General features: G+C 59.2%; 15 protein-coding genes and 1 pseudogene. 5 read left to right on the top strand and 11 right to left on the bottom strand.

The genetic code is table 11. From position 1 onward, the window contains the following. Window positions 1-131 precede the first annotated feature (131 nt). From PSV05_RS04860 to PSV05_RS04845, 4 genes are all read right to left on the bottom strand, one after another. Entirely contained in the window at window positions 132-2,093 is a 1,962-nt protein-coding gene (locus tag PSV05_RS04860) for a M48 family metallopeptidase (RefSeq protein WP_300062331.1), read from the bottom strand. A 28-nt stretch (window positions 2,094-2,121) separates the two neighbouring features. Further along, a complete protein-coding gene (locus PSV05_RS04855; RefSeq protein ID WP_300062329.1) occupies window positions 2,122-2,718 on the bottom strand; it encodes a LemA family protein in 597 nt (198 codons plus the stop codon). Between the two features lie 106 nt (window positions 2,719-2,824). After that, window positions 2,825-3,136 (bottom strand): cytochrome c, encoded by a 312-nt coding sequence (locus tag PSV05_RS04850; RefSeq protein WP_300062326.1) that lies wholly within the window; start codon window positions 3,134-3,136, stop codon window positions 2,825-2,827. An 825-nt stretch (window positions 3,137-3,961) separates the two neighbouring features. Then, entirely contained in the window at window positions 3,962-5,503 is a 1,542-nt protein-coding gene (locus PSV05_RS04845; protein WP_300062323.1) for an IS3 family transposase, read from the bottom strand. Between the two features lie 174 nt (window positions 5,504-5,677). Between PSV05_RS04845 and PSV05_RS04840 the strand changes: the two genes are divergently transcribed. After that, entirely contained in the window at window positions 5,678-6,658 is a 981-nt protein-coding gene (locus tag PSV05_RS04840) for a hypothetical protein (protein WP_300062320.1), read from the top strand. A 311-nt stretch (window positions 6,659-6,969) separates the two neighbouring features. Here the strand turns inward: PSV05_RS04840 and PSV05_RS04835 are convergent, their stop codons facing one another. The 6 genes from PSV05_RS04835 to merR all read right to left on the bottom strand — a co-directional run bounded on the left by PSV05_RS04835 (window position 6,970) and on the right by merR (window position 15,260). Then, window positions 6,970-10,116, bottom strand: coding sequence for an efflux RND transporter permease subunit (locus tag PSV05_RS04835; RefSeq protein ID WP_300062317.1), 3,147 nt, complete (start codon window positions 10,114-10,116; stop codon window positions 6,970-6,972). Then, window positions 10,113-11,753: an efflux RND transporter periplasmic adaptor subunit gene (locus PSV05_RS04830; protein WP_300062314.1), complete on the bottom strand. Its 1,641-nt coding sequence runs from the start codon at window positions 11,751-11,753 to the stop codon at window positions 10,113-10,115. The genes PSV05_RS04835 and PSV05_RS04830 overlap by 4 nt, the downstream gene beginning before the upstream one ends. After that, window positions 11,750-13,036, bottom strand: a complete 1,287-nt coding sequence (locus PSV05_RS04825) for a TolC family protein (RefSeq protein ID WP_300062311.1) — start codon at window positions 13,034-13,036, stop codon at window positions 11,750-11,752. The genes PSV05_RS04830 and PSV05_RS04825 overlap by 4 nt, the downstream gene beginning before the upstream one ends. Window positions 13,037-13,113: 77 nt before the next feature. Next, window positions 13,114-13,512, bottom strand: a complete 399-nt coding sequence (locus tag PSV05_RS04820; RefSeq protein ID WP_300062309.1) for a hypothetical protein — start codon at window positions 13,510-13,512, stop codon at window positions 13,114-13,116. A 271-nt stretch (window positions 13,513-13,783) separates the two neighbouring features. Then, window positions 13,784-14,515: an L-2-amino-thiazoline-4-carboxylic acid hydrolase gene (locus PSV05_RS04815; RefSeq protein WP_300062306.1), complete on the bottom strand. Its 732-nt coding sequence runs from the start codon at window positions 14,513-14,515 to the stop codon at window positions 13,784-13,786. Window positions 14,516-14,804: 289 nt separating this feature from the next. Then, the gene (gene merR, locus PSV05_RS04810) at window positions 14,805-15,260 is read right to left on the bottom strand and encodes an Hg(II)-responsive transcriptional regulator (RefSeq protein ID WP_300062303.1); all 456 of its coding nucleotides are present in this window, start codon (window positions 15,258-15,260) and stop codon (window positions 14,805-14,807) included. A gap of 71 nt (window positions 15,261-15,331) precedes the next feature. Between merR and merT the strand changes: the two genes are divergently transcribed. The 4 genes and pseudogenes from merT to merA all read left to right on the top strand — a co-directional run bounded on the left by merT (window position 15,332) and on the right by merA (window position 18,128). Next, window positions 15,332-15,682 (top strand): mercuric ion transporter MerT, encoded by a 351-nt coding sequence (gene merT / locus PSV05_RS04805; RefSeq protein WP_300062300.1) that lies wholly within the window; start codon window positions 15,332-15,334, stop codon window positions 15,680-15,682. A 15-nt stretch (window positions 15,683-15,697) separates the two neighbouring features. Continuing rightward, window positions 15,698-15,973 carry a mercury resistance system periplasmic binding protein MerP gene (merP, locus tag PSV05_RS04800; RefSeq protein ID WP_300062297.1) on the top strand — a complete coding sequence of 92 codons (276 nt, stop codon included), beginning with the start codon at window positions 15,698-15,700 and terminating at the stop codon, window positions 15,971-15,973. 28 nt (window positions 15,974-16,001) lie between these two features. Further along, window positions 16,002-16,407: pseudogene (merC, locus tag PSV05_RS04795) on the top strand (organomercurial transporter MerC). A 38-nt stretch (window positions 16,408-16,445) separates the two neighbouring features. Further along, entirely contained in the window at window positions 16,446-18,128 is a 1,683-nt protein-coding gene (gene merA / locus PSV05_RS04790) for a mercury(II) reductase (RefSeq protein WP_300062294.1), read from the top strand. 175 nt (window positions 18,129-18,303) lie between these two features. On the opposite strand, the gene PSV05_RS04785 is transcribed toward merA, so the two are convergent. Next, window positions 18,304-18,651 (bottom strand): copper-binding protein, encoded by a 348-nt coding sequence (locus PSV05_RS04785; RefSeq protein ID WP_293595127.1) that lies wholly within the window; start codon window positions 18,649-18,651, stop codon window positions 18,304-18,306. Between the last annotated feature and the right edge of the window lie 154 nt (window positions 18,652-18,805).

The raw sequence follows: 18,805 nt of genomic DNA, 5'->3' as shown, positions 1-18,805 counted from the left end.
CTCGTCCGCTTCACTGCCCTGACTGATGGCCCAGACTTTGAGTGGTTCTCACGTCGGTCAGACCGCGCCCAACAAGGTGACAGTACCCAGCTCAAAGGGCCGCCATGTGTGAGTCCAACCCGTTGGACCCATCAGGCGGAACGCTGACCTCCGGGTGCTATGCCCGGCGGCATGGGGCAATCCAGAACGCTGGCGAATGCACGCAACAACTCCACCTCCGCCGGGGTGGCTCTCTGATCGTGCCAAATACTGATGACACAGGCTGCCAGCAAGCGCGATTTGGCCACGGGCGCCAATCGATCCAGCTTGCCAAGGACCTGGTCCAGATCCGCAATCCTGATCTGGTGCCTCGCCAACAATGTCAGCTCCGGTAAAGCCAGGATGGCGGCCGATGCATCAAATGCGCGCTGGGCATAGTTCTGGTCCATCGCGCCAGCGTGCGCCATCACAGACAACACAGATCCAAGTTCCTGTTTTAGTTGTACGACATCGATATATCCTCCCGCAGCGGGCATTGGTTTGTGAAAGTGCCCTTGCAGGTGCCTCGATAAAATTTTCTGCAATGACCATTCGAAAAGCTCAACCTTGGCGTCCATGTTGACCAGTGCCGCGAGATTTTCGAGGAACGGCGGGTACTGGCTGTGGGACAACTGCTTGAGCGCAGGAATCGCGATGTCGATGATGGGCAGCCGAAATGTCAATTCCAGTGCGTCTATTTGAGACATCAAACTGATCGTCAAAGCGTACACGTCCTTGTCGGCGCGTTCTTGCAATAGCGCGAGTTGTTGCTCGCGCAGCGTTGCCTCCTTGTCGAGCAGCAGACAATACATCACGGCGCGGGCGCCATAGGGCTCGCGCGCTGCTTCGCGAATCGCTGCGGGCATTTCAGACAACAACGATCGTGCGAGCAGAACCGATTCCTTGGTCGGTTGACCTATTTGATCGATCCCTGCGACGGCCGCGGCCGCTGCGGCTTGTGCTGCGACAGTGGCGACATTCTGGACCATCTCGGGGCGTCGCATGGCCGCTGTGCCGCCCGCTGGCGGTTGGCTGTCCACGGGTGGGGGGAAGTCAGAGATATCGAACTTGCCGTCCCATTGGGGATCGATCCGCAAGATGCGCGTATCCAGCGGGGGATGGGTCGACGACAGCCATTGCGTGAAGCCTGCGACGCCCTGAGCGAAAAAGGCATGGCTGACTTCAGGTGCGCCCGGGTTGCGCACGAGCGAGCCAGATTTCAGCCCGCCAATTCTCTTCAATGCACCCGCGATTCCCTCCGGGTTGCGGGTGAACTGGACCGCCGACGCGTCAGCCAGGTATTCCCTCTGCCGGTTGACTGCCGCCTTGATCAGACCACCGAAAAATGTACCGGCAAAGCCGATCACCATCAGCCCAATCGCCAGCGCCAAGATCGCAACACCACTGTTGTCGTTGCTACGCCGACGCCCCGAAAACGATGCTGAATACATCAGGTAGTAGCCCAGAATGCCCAGAATCAGGATGCCATTCAAAGCACCCATCAGGCGAATATCGAGTCGCATGTCACCATTGAATATGTGACTGAACTCATGGGCGATGACGCCCTGCAGTTGATCTCGACTGAGCTGTTCAATCGCCCCCTGGGTAATTCCAATTACCGCGTCCCGCGGCGAGAATCCGGCTGCGAAGGCATTGATGCCTGGTTCGTTGGCCAAGAGATAGACCGGAGGCGACGGTGTACCCGACGCGATGGCCATTTCATCTACGACATTGAGCAGCTTGCGCTGGTTGGGTTCTTCCGTATTGCGGGGAATCAACTGTCCACCCAGCGACTCTGCAACCACCTTGCCACCCGCCGACAAAGCCATCATTTTGTACAGACTGCCGGCCAGCACCACGACTGTGACGCCCGCACCCACGGTGGCGACCATCTTCCAGTCGATCTGCGTGACAAAGGACTGGCCTTCACGCATTTGCTGGGTATTGATAACGCCAAATACCACCAGCACCAGCAGATTGGCCATGACAATCAATGCGATCACCGCAGCGCCGAACAAGACGATCAGCAAGGTCGTGTGTTTATGCGCACGCTCCTGAGATTCGAAAAAATTCATTGGTTGCCCACCAGACTAGGCGCGTGGGTCAAAACGACACTTTCGGCGCCACCTGAATCGCGACGCTGTCTGCGAACTCCAGTAACGCCGCGTCCTGTGCATGGCCAAACATGGGTGCAAAAAAGACGGGTGGAAAAGACTGCTTGTAGGTGTTGTAGGCCATCACCTGGTCATTGAAGGCCTGGCGTGAAAACGCCACCTTGTTCTCGGTCGACGTTAGTTCCTCGCTCAGTTGCATCATGTTCTGGTTGGCCTTGAGGTCGGGGTACGCCTCCATGACCATTTTCATGTTCATCAGGGCGCCAGACAGCTTGCCTTCGGCGCCGACCAACCCTTTCATGGCGGCAGCATCGCCGGGCGCCGCCGCCGCGTTGGACAACATGCCAGACGCCTCGTTGCGCGCATTGATGACCGACTCAAGCGTTTCACGTTCGTGTTTGAGGTATCCCTTGGCGGTGTCGACCAGATTGGGGATCAGGTCATAACGGCGTTTGAGCTGCACTTCAATCTGGGCAAAGGCATTTTTGTACCGATTCCTCAGCATGACCAGCTTGTTAAAAACCGCGATCAAAAAGAAGACCGCTAATGCGATGACGACCAGAATTCCTATCAGTGTGGTGTTCATGGATTGCCTTTTAAGTTGGTTGCTTGAAACTTGGAAAAATGCCATCAAGGGCATATGTTTGTGCTGCTAAATTTGGGACTACCCTATTCAGGGCTAACCTCAGGTTTCACATCTGATGCTCTTGGTAGACGATGCCATTGGCCTGCTGCACCTCACGCACATACTGCACGATCTGCCGCACCTCGTCTTCGGAAACCGCTGGCTGCGCCGGCATATCGCCGAAAGGCCAGTGGTGCTGGCGAACGCCATTGCGCACTGCACGCAAGAAGGCTTCGTCGGGATGGTGCCCCGGGTTGTAAATGGGGCTCAGGAACGGGGGCCCCTTGTCGGTGCCAACGCCATACACCCCGTGGCATTTCGCGCATGTGGCGTCGTACGCCCATTGGCCCGTCAGTGCCATTGGCGACAACGCGGGCATTTTGACTCCCGGGGAAACAGACGGCAAATCCCGGATGCGCTGAGACCATGCAAAGCCAGCACTTGCAAGCACTACCATGGCCAGAGTGGCCGCTCCGATTTTTCTCCGCGCTTTCATTTGTATCCCCAAATAGTGATGTCATGCCTTGCTCTTACACTTCGAATCTGATCAATCCGACGCAGGCTCAAAGCATCGCGACAGATACCAGCGCTCGAACCCAAAAACAATTCGTTTGGGATGTCTCCAACTTTTCAGGGTCGGGGTCGGCCTTGCGGGCCGTCGCTGCCCAATGCCCGCAGCCATGTCAGCGAGAATCATTAGGTAGGAGACTTTGAATATCTGGTCAGATGTATCCCTCATGCTGAGGAGGGTGTCTTGTTGATGGTGCGATGGATGCACTTTGAATCGTCCGCTCTGCGTTGACTTGACGAAGATCAAGAGGTGAACACATCGCGGGAAAACGAAGCTGCCGCCGCCTGTTGGGCTTCAACTATTCGACTCAAGCGCCCCCCCTATGCCGTAGCATCGCGACAGATGCTGGCGCATTCTTTGTTTTGCATTCCGATGTAGACCCGCACGGGCCCGCCAAGCGCCTACTGCGTATCGCCGGCTTGCTGATCCAGGATCGGAAACGCTGCAACAGCGTATTGATCTCCCACAGTGATAATGTTGCAGACACGCCTTCATCCTTCATTCTTCTGAGAAAGAGCGCCCTTGGCAGAGGCTGCGCCTTTTTTTAGGACGCGCGCTCACCAGGTGTTGGCGCTGACCGAAAACTGACCCACCCAGAGGGGATGGGGGGTGCGGACATTAACTTGGACTGGTTTATGCCGTAAGTCCAAGACTCTCTCGGTATTCGATGGGGCTGAGAGAGCCAAGAGAGATCTTGATCCGCTTCTCGTTGTACCAGCGGATGTAGGAATCGACTACCTCAATGAACTGCTCAATGGTTGTGCTCTTCCAGTCCCGAGGATAGAACAGTTCCGTTTTCAGCCGTCCGAAGAAGCCTTCGCATGCAGCATTGTCAGGCGAACACCCCTTGCGCGACATCGAACGAATCAACTTCGCGTCACCGATCCTCGATAGCCAACCGGGCCAGCGATAGTGTGCTCCACGATCAGAGTGGACGACGGGCCGGTCATTGCCGCCGGCCACCGTCTCGATGGCTGCATCGAGCATCGTGTTGACGAGCTCAGCGTCGGGATGCGTCCCAATGGTCCAGCTGATGACCAGGCCATCGAAGCAGTCGATGATGGGCGACAGGTACACCTTGCCGGCCGGGATCTGGAACTCTGTGATGTCGGTCAGCCACTTCTCGTTCGGGGCCGCTGCGTGGAAGTCGCGATTGATGAGGTTCTCGGGCGCTGGGCTGATTTCGCCCAGGTAGGAGCCGTACCGACGCCGCTTCGCCTTGGCAACGACCAGGCTTTCTTGTTTCATCAACCGCTGCACAACCTTCTCAGAGATGGTGATGCACTGCCTGGCCAGCGAGGCTTGCAGTCTGCGGTAGCCGTAACAGCGGTGGTTCAGCTCGAAGAGGTCGGTGAGGGTGCCACGCACGGCAAGGTACTTGTCTGCCACCTTTACACGGGCTCGATGGTAGAAGTACGAGCTGCGCGCCAGAGCCAACCGAGCAAGGAGCTCTGGCAGGGCATAGAGCGCTTTGAGGGCGTCAACCAGCAATGTCTTCTCCCGGTTGGTCAGGAGTTGCAGGTCGACGCCCAGGCCTTTTTTTAAGATTTCATTGGCCTTCTTCTTTAAAAGATCGCGTTCGAGCTGCAGTTGCCGGATGTCGCGTTGCAGTGATTCGAGCTGGCGTTCCAGCTCCGCGCGCTCTGGCACTGGCGGTGAGTTGTTGCCGTGTTTCATGGATGCGGGAGCCTCACGGCCAAGTAACTGGTTCTTCCAGTTGTACAACGTTGGCCTGCAAACGCCTAATCTTTCAGCCACCGCCTGCGCAGCTTCTTGTCGACTGCAAAGCGCCATGACTCCCGTCTGCTTCAATGTCTCTGGATACCTTCGGCGCCCAACGCTGCCAACTACGGCTTTCCTGGTCTCAGGAAGCGCCTCGCGAACCCAAGCGGTCAATGTCCCGCGACCGGGGTAGCCCAGCGTCCTCATGGTGGCGGCAATGCATCGATCGTGAGTGAGGTAATGCTCAACAGCCGCCTCCTTCTGCGCCTGCGAGTACTTGGGTTTGCGGCCCGCATAGCCCACCGGCAAATCGAGCCGTTGCTCATATTCCCGGTACCAGCCCTTCAGGGAATTCTTGGTCGGGTAACCCAGCTGACGGATGGTTGGCCTGACGCGTTTGCCAAGCTTGATATAGAGTTCGACCGCTCGAACCCTGTCTTCGTATGAATACATGAACTACCTCCTGGTAGTCCAAGTTTTTGTCCGCACCCCCCTCGGGTCAGACTTCAACGGAATTCAACAGCATCGCTGCAAGAAGTGCGGAACCCAACTGCCGTACGAGTTGCACGCGCCTACGGGGGAACTCTTTTCTGTTGTCCCCGATGTCGCTCAGACGCTGCGCCGAGTTTGAGCTCTCCTATTGACGGCTTTGCTCTATCTGACGAATCTGCAGCAGCTTTGGCAAGTCACGTAGATATGATCAGATTTGCAGACCAGCTACCTACGCTCATCGAAAAATGCCGTGCGTCGGTTAATAGCCCGTTTATGCCCCTTGTGCTCAGCAAGCCGGACAACCGGCAGAGATCACTCTCGTTTCGTCATTTTGTGACTGATGTGTTGACGGCTGTCTCATTCAAGGGATCCCTACAAGCGCAGCAGGAGTTGCACCTGCTTGCGCCCATCAGCACTTTTATTGAGACGCACGAGAATGAAAATAAACGTCTGACTCAAACTAAAAAAGTCAGAGCATCGCCGAGTGGCAAGAGTATCGCAAACGCTACTGATCAGAAGCTTGCCGAGGCTACGGCTATCTATAGGGCGATCCGCCGTCACTTGTGGCGGCACCGCCTGTGCGCCCATCGGGCTTGCGCACGCTTTGCAATGAAATCGCTTTGGTGGGATCTCGAAGGAGCAAAAACCGACGCATTCTGTCCGACGGCAGTGGCGTTTATGCGGTGGCGTATGCATTGGGAGGGTCGGCGCGTTCCTTCTAGGCTGGCGGAACGGCCCGAGCGCACTGCCGTTGCGTATGGATTGCTGGGCTGGATTTCAATGAGCGCGCCTATTCCCTCAGTTTATTGGTCCAAAAATTTTGAAGCATGGTTAAACGCAAGCCTTTTGGCTGCAGCCTGTTTTGACAGTTTTCGCGCATGGGAACAACGTTGCGTCTTGGATTTACGCAAAGGAAAGATCGCATGGAACTTTCGCGATCACGACAACTACGCACGTCGCCACTGGGCCTGCAGCGGGCGAGGTACTAGTTTTGAACCAGGCCTGCTTTTTTTGGAGCCCTTCCTCGGAGCAACGTCCCAATTCCCAGAACCGGAACCCTTTAACCGGGCGCATTACCTTCGCTCCCGTCAGATTATCGACCTGCTCAAGCGGTAAACAATTTTCGTTTGTGATCGGGGATAACCAAGCACATTGAAGTTCCTATCAGCCTATCACTCACTAGGATAGGCCCGCCTCGCGCCTTCGGATTGCTTCGTCTACTAGAGCACGCCAAGCTTCGAAATCTTCAGTTGTCGGTGCCGGGCCTGTCCCATTCTGGTAAGCCACCATGGAATCGCAGAGAGTTTTCAAAGCTGTTATACGCTTCAAGTTTGCCAAGCGTTCGGCATCAATGGCGGTGCGCAAAGTTTGAAGAGGATCTTTAGCGGGCATAGTCGCAATGTAACAATCTATTAGGCAAGGACTTACTATGAAGCATCTATCCGACCAGATTGTCCACGCCTCTGACGCATTAAAAAATAGACAGCCGGTATCACAAACATCGAAAGAAGCGGCGCAGTGATCATGCCTCCGACCATGGGCGCCGCAATTCGCTGCATGACCTCGGAACCCGTCCCAGTGCCCCACATGATGGGGAAAAGGCCCGCCAGGATGACTGCTACTGTCATCGCCTTGGGGCGCACCCGTAACACGGCGCCTTCCCGGATGGCCTCCAACAAATCGGCGGTGCTGGTCTTGCCTTGTTTCAGCTTGTCATCCCACGCTGTCTTCAGGTACAGCAGCATGATCACCCCAAACTCTGCAGATACTCCGGCTAGGGCGATAAACCCTACCGCGCCGGCCACCGACAGGTTGTAGCTCAGGATGTACAGTAACCAGATGCCGCCCACCAGAGCAAACGGCAGCGTGGCCATGATCAGGAACGCTTCATCGAATCGCTTGAAAGTCAGATAAAGGAGAACGAAGATGATGAGCAGGGTGAAAGGTACCACCACCTTGAGCTTGGCCGTCGCGCGCTCAAGGAACTCAAACTGTCCCGACCAGGAGACAGAATAGCCTGGCGGCAGCTTGACCTTCTCGTTGACGGCTTTTTGCATGTCTTGCACGGCAGAGCGCAAATCGCGGCCGCGAATATCGACATACACCCAGCCGGACAGGCGCGCGTTCTCGCTACGCAGCATGGGCGGGCCATCCGTGATGCGGACGTCGGCCACATCAGACAGCACCAATCGCTGGCCGCGTTCGGTTACAAAGGGCAGGCTGCGCAGCTTCTCCAAAGAATCCCGGATTTCACGGGGATAGCGCATATTGATCGGGAAGCGCTGCAGACCCTCGATAGTCTCACCAATGTTCTCGCCGCCTACTGCTGTGCTGATGACCGATTGCACGTCGGCAATGTTGAGACCAAAGCGTGATGCCGCATCGCGCTTGATATTGACATCGATGTAGCGACCGCCGGTCAGGCGCTCGGCCAAGGCGCTCGTGACGCCGGGAACGTCTTTGAGCGCCCGCTCGATCTCGCCAGTCAGGCGGTCTATTGTGATCAGATCGGTCCCCGCCACCTTGACGCCCACCGGGCTCTTGATGCCGGTGGCCAGCATGTCGATGCGGTTGCGTATGGGCGGCACCCAGATATTGGACAGACCGGGCACTTTGACGATGCGGTCCAGTTCCTCCACCAGTTTGTCTTGCGTCATGCCAGTTCGCCATTGATCGCGTGGCTTGAACTGGATGGTGGTCTCAAACATCTCCATGGGCGCAGGGTCGGTCGCGGTTTCGGCGCGGCCGGCTTTGCCGTATACGCTGGCGACTTCGGGCACGGTCTTGATTAGCCGATCGGTCTGCTGCAGCAGCTCACCGGCCTTGCCGGCCGACAGACCCGGCAGCGCAGAGGGCATGTAGAGCAGATCTCCTTCGTCCAGCCTTGGCATGAACTCGCCGCCGATATGCTGTAGCGGCCAAAGGCTGATGACCAAAACGACGCCTGCCGCCAGCAAGGTGAGCTTGGGCGCGCGAAGTACCACCTCCAGCATTGGCCGATAGATGGCAATCAGCAGGCGGTTCAGGGGATTGGACTTTTCATCGGGAATGCGGCCGCGGATCAGGTAGCCCATCAGCACGGGAATCAAGGTCACCGACAGCCCGGCCGCCGCCGCCATGGCATAGGTCTTGGTAAACGCCAGTGGCGAGAATAGCCGTCCTTCCTGGGCCTCCAGCGTGAACACCGGAATAAACGACAAGGTGATGATCAGCAGCGAGAAAAACAGCGCCGGCCCGACTTCAGCCGCCGCGTCGCCAATGACCCGCCAGCGCGCCTCGCCATGCAGCGTTTCGCCCGGGTGATCGCGGCCCCAATGCTCAAGATGTTTATGGGCGTTCTCGATCATCACAACGGCAGCGTCCACCATGGCACCGATGGCAATCGCGATGCCGCCCAGCGACATGATGTTGGCGTTGACGCCCTGGTAATGCATCACGATAAAGGCGGCCAAGATTCCGAGCGGCAGCGAGATGATCGCAACGAACGCCGAGCGCAGGTGGAACAGGAAGATGAAGCACACCACCGCCACGACCAGAAACTCCTCCAGCAGCTTGAAGGTGAGGTTGTCCACGGCCCGTTCGATCAGGCCCGATCGATCGTAAGTCGGCACGATTTCAATACCCTTGGGCAGGCTGGCCTGCAGGGTCTGGAGCTTGGCCTTGACGGCGGCGATGGTCTCCAGCGCGTTTTTGCCGGAACGCATGATGATCACGCCGCCGACGGCTTCACCTTCACCGTCCAGCTCGCCAATGCCACGGCGCATTTCGGGGCCGATCTGGATGCGGGCCACGTCGCCCAGGCGCACTGGGATGCCGGCCGCCGAGGTCATGAGCGGAACGGAGCGGAAGTCTTCCAGGCTCTGCAGGTAGCCCGAGGCTCGCACCATGTACTCGGCCTCGCCCAGCTCCAGCACCGAACCGCCGGCTTCCTGGTTGGCCTTCTGGATGGCTTCGACCACCCTGGTATGCGGAATCGCATAGGCGGCTAGCTTGTCCGGGTCTAGCACGATCTGATACTGGCGCACCATCCCGCCGATCGAGGCGACCTCGGCCACATTGGGCACGGTTTTGAGCTCGTACTTGAGGAACCAGTCCTGCAGCGCTCGCAGCTGCCCGGCATCCTGCTTACCGCTGCGGTCAATCAGGGCGTACTGGTAGATCCAGCCAACGCCGGTAGCATCCGGTCCCAGCGAGGCCTTGGCCGCCGCCGGCAGGCGTGACTGGACTTGGTTCAGGTACTCCAATACCCGGGAGCGCGCCCAGTAGAGGTCGGTGCCATCTTCGAATAGTACATAGACATAGGAATCGCCAAAGAAGGAATAGCCGCGCACCGTTTTGGCCCCCGGCACCGACAGCATGGTGGTGGTCAGCGGGTAGGTGACCTGGTTTTCGACAATGCGCGGCGCCTGGCCGGGATAGGTCGTGCGGATGATGACCTGCACATCCGACAGGTCCGGCAAGGCGTCCAGCGGCGTTCTCATCACCGAGTACACGCCCCAAGCCGCGATCATCAGCGTGGCCAGCAGCACCAGGAAGCGGTTGCCAACGGACCAGCGAATTAGCCGGGCGATCACTTTGTGCTCCTCGAGGCCGCTGGCGTTGCAGCGGTTTCAGTACCCGAAGGCGACACCCGGGTGAGCTGAGGCAGACCTTCCGGGTCGATGTAGAACTCAAAATTAACGGTATCGCCAGCTGACAAGTTCCGCGGTAGCTCTTGGGGCGGAGGTGCCTTAAAGTCCATGCTCATCGCTCCCCATTTAAGGGCCGGGATTGGCCCGTGGGATAGAGTGATTGCGTCATTGCTAATGGCGTCGATCTTGGCTTGACCTGTATGTCGTGGTGCGCTGCCTGGGGCAGGGGGTTTCGGCACCTCGTTGAGCCGGGCCTCCACGCCTTTGAGGCTTGCTTCCGAGTCGATCAGGAACTGCGACGACACCACCACCCGCTGGCCCGTCTGCAGGCCGCGCTTGATTTCCGTCTGGCCACCGCTTTCAATACCAGTTTCGACATCAACCGGTCGAAAGCGCCCGTTCTCCTCGGCCAGCATCACGACCGTGCGTTTGCCGGTCTGAATGACGGCTTCTGTAGGGGCCAGCAAGGATTTCTCCATCCGCATATCCATGAACTGCATGGTCACGAACATGCCAGGTACGAGGCGAGAGCCCGGGTTCGCCAGTTCCAATCTAGCTTTGATCGTGCGTGTCGCCGCGTTGACGTCCGGCAGGATGGCTTGCACCCTGCCTTCGAAGGTCGTTCCGGGTACGGCCGGACTGCGGGCTTGCACCTTGGCACCCGGGCGCAGCAGCCCCGCCTGGCTCTCGGGTACCTCGGCGTTGGCCCATACGGTAGAAAGCCCATTGATGCGGAACAGAGTCATTCCCGGCGACACCGTCATGCCCTCGCGTACCAACAGTTCGACCACCACGCCGCCCAAGGGCGCAGTAATCGTGGTGCGAGCCTGCGTTTTCCCGCTGGTCTCCACCAGGCGGATTTGCTCGTCGCTCATGCCGACCTGCCGCATACGCTGGCGGGCGCCGTCCACCAGCGAACCGAGGTCATTACCCTGCATGCGTTTCAGGGACAAAAATTCCTCCTGAGCCGCCACCCAGTCTGGAACATACAGGTCCACCAAAGGCTGACCTTTGGCCACCGGATCCAGCGTAGCTCGCACATGCAAGCGCTCGACATAGCCGGTCGCCCGGGCCTGCACCGTGGCCTGGTTGCGTTCGTTGAAGGCAATGTTGCCGACCGCAGAGACTTGAGGCGACAGCGTGCCTTCGGTGACCACTGCGGTGCGCACCCCCAGGTTTTGCTGAATCCGGGAGCTAACGGTGACCTTACCTTGGTCGGAATCGCTGTCTGCATAGACCGGCACCAGCATCATGTCCATGAACGGGGACTTGGCGGGTTTGTCGAACTTGCTGCCCGGCATCATAGGGTCTTGGTAGTACAGAATTTTGCGCCCGCTGGCAGGATCGGTATCACCCGCTTTGAGACCTGCGCTGATGTGGCGGCGGGTGGCTTCCTCGCCCTCGGCGACGCTCTGGGGTCCAGCTGTAGGTGTCGCCGCTAGGGTCGGCGACGCTTCACCTGGAATGGCGGTGGCGGCCATACTTCCGCCGTTTTTCATGCCCAGGACGTACAGGCCATAGCCTGCAGCGCCCAGTACACCGGCAGCGATCAGCGCTGCAATAAGGTATTTCTTGTTCATGGCTGTTCCTTGGCTTGTGCCGGCATGCTGTGTTCGGGGAGGAGAAAATTGAGCTGGGCCCAGGAACGTGCGGTTTCCATTTCCAGCGTCAGGGTCTGCATATGGGTGTCGAGCTCATCTCGGCGCGCGGCCAATGCTCCGGCCAGGTCGCTTTTCCCCGTGCGGTAGCTGGTCAGTGCGGCCTCGGTGCGCTGCCGGGCTGTCGGTATCAGCTCATTTCGGTACCGGGCGACCCGGTCCTTGCCCGTTTGCCAGTCATTCAGCCAGCCACGCACCTCGGCTTCATGGTTACGCAGCATGTCTTCGTAGCGGGCCTTGGCTTCGTCGACCAAGGCCAGCTTGGCGGCCAGCTCGCGGTTCTGGCGGTTCTTCTGATCCCACTGCAATGGGATGGAGACGCCGATGGAAATCATGTTGGAGTAAGTCGGACCGCGCTGGGCGTAGCTGGCTTCGACGCTCCAGTCGGCTTGTTTGTTCGCTTGGGCCAGCCGTGCATCGGTTTCCACAGTGTCAATTTCTGCACTTATCGCGAGCAGATCAGGGTGCTGCTTGATGTGCTCGCTTGAAACCCCAATCTGGAGTGAGGTGGTTTGCCAGGGCGGAGAGCCGGAGAGCGGTCGATCCGCATCTGTCGTGCCCACCCAACGGGCTAGCATCAGGCCGGCGTTGCGTGACTGCCGGCCAATCTGGCTGACCCGGTCCTCCAGCTGGATCACCGCGCTACGGGCGGCGAACACGTCGGACTGGCTCCCCCGGCCGGCGCGAAAGGCGATGTCGGCTGCTTGCACCTGCAGCCGGGTTTCTTCGAGCTGTTGCTGCACCAGCTCGCGCATGGCTTGGGTGTAATACCGGTCCAACCAGGCCAGCGCGGTGTCGCGCTGGAGGTTCGCCAGCGTCAGCTGGCGCTGCGCCTGCACCCGCTGCGCGTCGCGTTCAAAACGCTCCGACCGCAGCTGGCGTTTTTCGGAGCGAGTGATTTCTTGCATCACGCCGATTCGGCGCATGGTCATGAAATCGCGTGTCAGGCTGCCGCGGTCCGCGCCGTCGGCCGGCAGGTTGTCGATGCCGAACTTGAGCACCGGGTCGGGGAGCTGGCCAGCCGCTACGGCCTGTTCTCGAGCAGCGGCTGTGAGCGCCCCTTGGGCGACCAATTGCTGGGATCGACCGGCGGCAAGGCGCTGCGCCTCGATCAGGGTCAAGGGCTCAGCAGCCCACGACGCAGAAGCCATGGCCACCATCCAGGCGGCAGCCGTGATCCGAGAAATCGGAAAAAAAATAGACATAAAACCTCCAGAGCACGAACAACGACCTGCCGATGCACGGGGAGGTGCATCAGACAGGAGCCAGGTGGTCCGGGAGGTCAGAGGCGGAAGCAGCAGTTCCGGATGGCGACAGGGGGAGCGGTGGTGCGCTGCAGATGAGGCGCCTGCAGCGGCGCTTCAGAAAACACGGGGAGGGCGATCTGCAAACTGAAGTTGGCAGGCAAAGCGCTGATGGCAACGGGGGAGGACAGCTCATGCTTGTCGGCCGACTGATGACCCGCTTGGCAATGTGCCTGGCACAGGTTGGGTTGCTGATCGTCCATATTGAGCGGCATGGATTCGGCGCAGGACATGCCGGCCTCGGCCATGGCGGCCGCTTCAGCGATTTTTGATCCAGAACCGGGGCAGATGTAGCCAGCCACCGCCAGCTGCATGAACAGCAGGCTAACCAGTGCGAAGAGCACTGTGATCAGACGTTGGTGGCGGTTTCGGATCATTGCTTGAGTTTAAGAGACATGTGACCGGTGGATCGCTCGAAAGTTCCGCCTTCGGCGATTGTTGCCCGAAAACCGATGCCAGCCCTAGCATATTAGTCTGAACCTAAGTTGAGCTTGCGATAGCCATGCGCGCTTGTTGAAGCCGGTCCAACCCGCGCACAGGGTAAGCACATTCATCTTTTTTAGATTTTCTACGCCTTCAGCAGACGGCCAATTGACTTACCGCAAGTCAGACTCACACTGGCGCTGAAATAGTCCGAGCCCGTCGGCTTCAGGTCGACACCCGTTCGTAGATAAACGTACACCGTGGCGCGCCTCTCGCAATCGTGTTGACTGGAGAGTCGCCGCGGTGAAAGCGCATGATCGGCGAATATTCGTTGAAAACCGTTTCGTCTGAACGGCAGAATGCCAGGGTGATCGCCGGATTGCCCATGTCCCTGAAACATTCGTGGAACCGACACCGGACGATGTCGAGCGTGACCCGGGAGTCCGAGCGTTGGATGCCGTCGTTCTCGTTGGTACTGATGAAACCTTCCCGCATCTGCGTTTCGTGCGCATCGTGGAAGAAATCCCAAGTTCGTGCCTTTCCGCCAGGCGGGAAGTACGCCTTCCGCTGGACGGCACATCCCAGGTCGTGCAGAAAGGACTGGGTTGTGGAGAGTGCCCGCTCGGCGCCCTGAGCCTTCACCAGTTCGTTATACAGGACGCCAACCAGCAGGAAAGTGTCTTTCACCCGCCGCAGTTGCGCGTCGTCGCCTGGCTTCGAGAATTGCTTCTTGTAAGTTCCTGCGAGAGCGAAGAGTTTCGGAATGAGGACAAAGCGTCGCCAGCCGAGTACCGGCTGCAAGTGTCGGTTCAACAGCTTGGGTACCGTGAACAGGAGAGTGCCCAAGCGACGCCGGGCGTCAAGGGCGGGATCCAGATGGGCGTCTGTTTTCATTTTTCGGCGCATGACGAACTCTGTTTCAATCCGCGTCCCGATCTGATGGACCTGCGGGTGCATTGGGTAGGTGTACTCGTTTTGCTCCGCAGTACGAACGGGCTCAGCAGTTTCATTGAATTGATGGGCCTGCCCTGGTGGCCGTGCCCCGCGTTTTGGTCGTGGTTCATACCCACGCCAGCCAGATGCTGTTCTTCTCGTTGCATGATGTCGTTCTGCCTTTGTGGCTCCAATTGTCGCTACGCACATCCGAGGAGTGGCCGTGATTTCTGAAAAATTCGAAAAAATTAACCTAAGCTATTGATTTAAAAGAGTAAATATGGGGCGTCTCAGAAAACCGAAATAAAGCACATTAAGGCGTAGCCAACCCGTGACTCCCCCGCGCCGACTCAGCGAGCTTCGTTCCGTCTTGCAGCGACGCGATCAGAGGGCAGGAAACGTTCCCCTTGCGCGCATGGCAGGCACACACCAACTCAGACAGCACGGTCTCCATGCGCGCCAAGTCGGTCATTCTCGCGCGCGCATCCGTGAGCTTGCGCTCGGCCAGGCTACTGGCTTCCGAGCAATGCGCACCATCTTCCAATCGCAGTAGTTCGGCAATTTCATCCAGACTGAAACCCAGCCGCTGGGCTGATTTCACGAACCGCACCCGTGTGACATCCGCCTCGCCATAGCGGCGGATGCTGCCATAAGGCTTGTCCGGCTCTGGCAACAACCCCTTGCGCTGATAGAACCGGATGGTCTCCACGTTGACCCCGGCCGCCCTGGCAAAAACGCCGATGGTCAGATTCTCCAACTCGCTTTTCATATCGCTTGACTCCGTACATGACTACGGAAGTAAGCTTACGCCATCCCATTCAGATTCGAAAGGAAACGCACATGGCTGAACCGCAAAATGGGCGCGGGACGCTCTTCACTGGAGGGCTGGCCGCCATCCTCGCGTCCACCTGCTGCCTTGGGCCGCTGGTGCTGATCATCCTGGGATTTAGCGGAGCATGGATCGGCAACCTGACGGCGCTGGAACCCTACAGTCCCGTTTTCATTGGCGTGGCACTGGTGGCCATGTTTTTCGCCTGGCGGCGCATCTTCCGTCCGGCGCAAGCCTGTAAACCGGGAGACGTGTGCGCGATTCCCAAGATACGAGCGATCTACAAGTTCCTTTTCTGGGTCGTTGCCGCGCTGGTGCTGGTCGCGTTCGGATTCCCGTACATCGCACCACTTTTTTATTGACCACAGGAGCCCACCATGAAGAAGTTGCTTTCCGCTTTTGCCTTGGCTGCCGTCATTGCGCCCGTGTGGGCCGCTACCCAGACCGTCACGCTGGCCGTACCGGGCATGACTTGCGCCGCTTGCCCGATCACCGTCAAGCAGGCAATTTCCAAAGTCGATGGCGTGCAGAAGGTCGAGGTAAGCTACGAGAAACGGCAAGCCGTTGTCAGCTTCGACGATGGCAGGACCAGCGTGCAGAAGCTCACCAAGGCGACCGAGGACGCCGGCTACCCATCCAGCGTCAAGCGCTGAGCCACCCCGTCAACTCTGGCGAATCACCATGAACCTTCTCGACTCCATAGGCAACAAGGCCGGCGGGCTGGGCTCCGTCGTGTCCGCCATGGGCTGCGGGGCCTGCTTTCCGGCTCTCGCCAGCTTCGGCACGGCCATAGGGCTGGGCTTTTTGAGCGAGTACGAGGGCCTGTTCATCACCCGGCTATGCCTTGTTTGCCGCTCTGGCTTTGCTGGCATATGCGCTAGGTTGGCTGAGTCACAGGCAATGGCACCGGAGCCTGCTCGGGATGGTCGGCCCAGCTATCGTGCTGGCGGCCATGCTCTTGTTTTTTGGCAATTGGTGGACGGAGAACCTCCTCTATGTCGGTCTGGCCTTGATGGTCGGGGTGTCGATCTGGGATCTGCTCTCACCGGCCAACCGCCGCTGCGAACTACCACCCAAACACGGCTAACTGCATTGGCAGTTGCCGAAACGAAAAGGAACGATGCAATGTATTTGAGTATCACCGGAATGACCTGCAACTCGTGCGCGACACATGTCAAGGAAGCCCTGGAGAAAGTGCCGGGCGTGCTGTCGTCGCTGGTGTCCTACCCGAACAGCTCTGCGCAACTCGCCACCGATCCCGGCACCTCGCCAGAGGCGCTCACCGCTGCCGTGGCAGGCCTCGGCTACAAGGCCACACTCGCCGATGCCCCATCCACTTCAGTGCAGAGCGGATTGATTGGCAAGTCGCTGGGATGGCTGGGCGGCGGCGACAAGGCTGGCGGTGATGGGGGTGGACTGCATATCGCCGTCATCGGTAGCGGCGGGGCCGCGATGGCGGCGGCGCTGAAGGCCGTCGAGCAAGGCGCGCATGTGACCCTCATCGAGCGCGGCATCATCGGCGGCACCTGCGTCAATGTCGGCTGCGTGCCGTCCAAGATCATGATCCGCGCCGCCCACATCGCCCATTTGCGCCGAGAAAGCCCATTCGACGGTGGCATCGCAGCGACCGCGCCTGCGATTGACCGCGGCCTTCTGCTGGCCCAGCAGAAGTCCCGAGTCGATGAGTTGCGCCACGCCAAATACGAGGGCATTCTGGACAGCAACCCGGCCATCACCGTTCTGCACGGTGATGCGCGTTTCAAGGACAACCAAAGCCTTGTCGTCCGTTTGAAGGATGGCGGCGAGCGCGTGGTGGCGTTCGACCGCTGCCTGGTCGCCACCGGTGCCAGCCCGGCCGTGCCGCCGATCCCGGGCTTGAAGGACACTCCCTTATGGACTTCGACCGAAGCGCTCGCGAGCGAGAGCCTTCCGCCACGACTGGCGGTCATCGGCTCGTCGGTGGTGGCGCTGGAACTGGCGCAGGCCTTCGCCCGGCTGGGTAGCCAGGTCACGATTCTGGCGCGCAACACCTTGTTCTTCCGCGAGGACCCGGCCATCGGCGAGGCCGTCACAGCCGCGTTTCGTGCCGAGGGCATCGAGGTGCGGGAACACACGCAAGCCCGCCAGGTCGCCCATGTGAACGGCGAATTCGTGCTGACCACGGGGCAGGGCGAAGTGCGTGCCGACAAGCTGCTGGTCGCTACCGGCCGGACACCCAATACGCCCAGCCTGGCCTTGGAAACGGCGGGTGTCGCCGTCAATGCACAGGGGTCCATCGTCATCGACAAACGCATGCACACGAACAGCCCGCTGATCTACGCTGCAGGAGATTGCACTGACCAGCCGCAATTTGTCTATGTCGCGGCAGCGGCTGGCACCCGTGCCGCCATCAACATGACCGGTGGCGATGCCGAGCTCGACCTGAGCGCTATGCCTGCGGTCGTCTTCACCGACCCGCATGTGGCTACGGTGGGGTTGAGCGAGGCAGAGGCCCGCCGGCAGGGCATCGAGACCGACAGCCGTACGCTGAGCCTGGACAACGTGCCGCGCGCGCTGGCCAACTTTGACACCCGTGGCTTCATCAAGCTGGTGGCCGAAATTGGCTCGGGGCGGTTGATCGGCGTGCAGGCGGTCGCGCCGGATGCGGGCGAGCTGATCCAGACGGCCGTGGTGGCCATCCACTCGCGCATGACCGTGCAGGATCTGGCCAACCAGTTGTTCCCATACTTGACCATGGTCGAGGGCTTGAAGCTCTGCGCGCAGACCTTCAACAAAGATGTGAACCAGCTGTCCTGCTGCGCCGGGTGAAGTTGCACCTGCCTCTTCTATAGCCGGATCGGACAGGTTGAATCAGCGCAACAGGAAGGGGATGCGCAGCTTGCGCTCAAGACATACCGCGGGTAGCCGTTCTCCACCTTTGGGTCAGGCTAGATCGAAGTACGCTTGAGTCGATGGCCAATCGTTGTCTCCCGGACCCATTGCCTTACTTGGCTTGCTCAAGCGCCACGACTGTGAAGCCTGCTTCGCCTTTTTCAGCTCGGAACAGGATTTTGTCGCCTTGCTTGAGGCCCTGGAGCAGTGTGGCTTCCGGAACCTTGAACACCATTGTCATGCCAGGCATGCCCAGGTTCTCGAGTGCCTCATGTTTGATGGTCAGTTTGCTCTGTTCAAGGTCCACCTTGCGCACTTCACCGGCTGTCAGCCTCGTTGTGGCAGTCACCGTGCCCGTGTTCTGGGCGCCGGCTGGAGCGTCAATCGCAGCAATGGCAAATCCAGTAGCGCTCATGGAAAGCACGGCCGACGCAAAAAAAACATTAATCTTCGATTTCATGGAAAACTCCTAAGGATATGAATGGATCGTCCGGATGGCCTGCACCCGGCTCGGATCCTCGCTCCGTATCAATTGACGGACTGCTCCCTGAACAGGCGGCGCTCCGCGTCTGTCATGGCGAGGCTTGGCTTCGGGGTGTTGTGTGCAATGCTGT

This window comes from Thermomonas sp. (assembly GCF_029945965.1).
Classification (GTDB): Bacteria; Pseudomonadota; Gammaproteobacteria; order Xanthomonadales; family Xanthomonadaceae; genus Thermomonas.
Note: the sequence above shows the minus strand (reverse complement) of the source record. Positions and strands in the feature narration are given on the sequence as shown.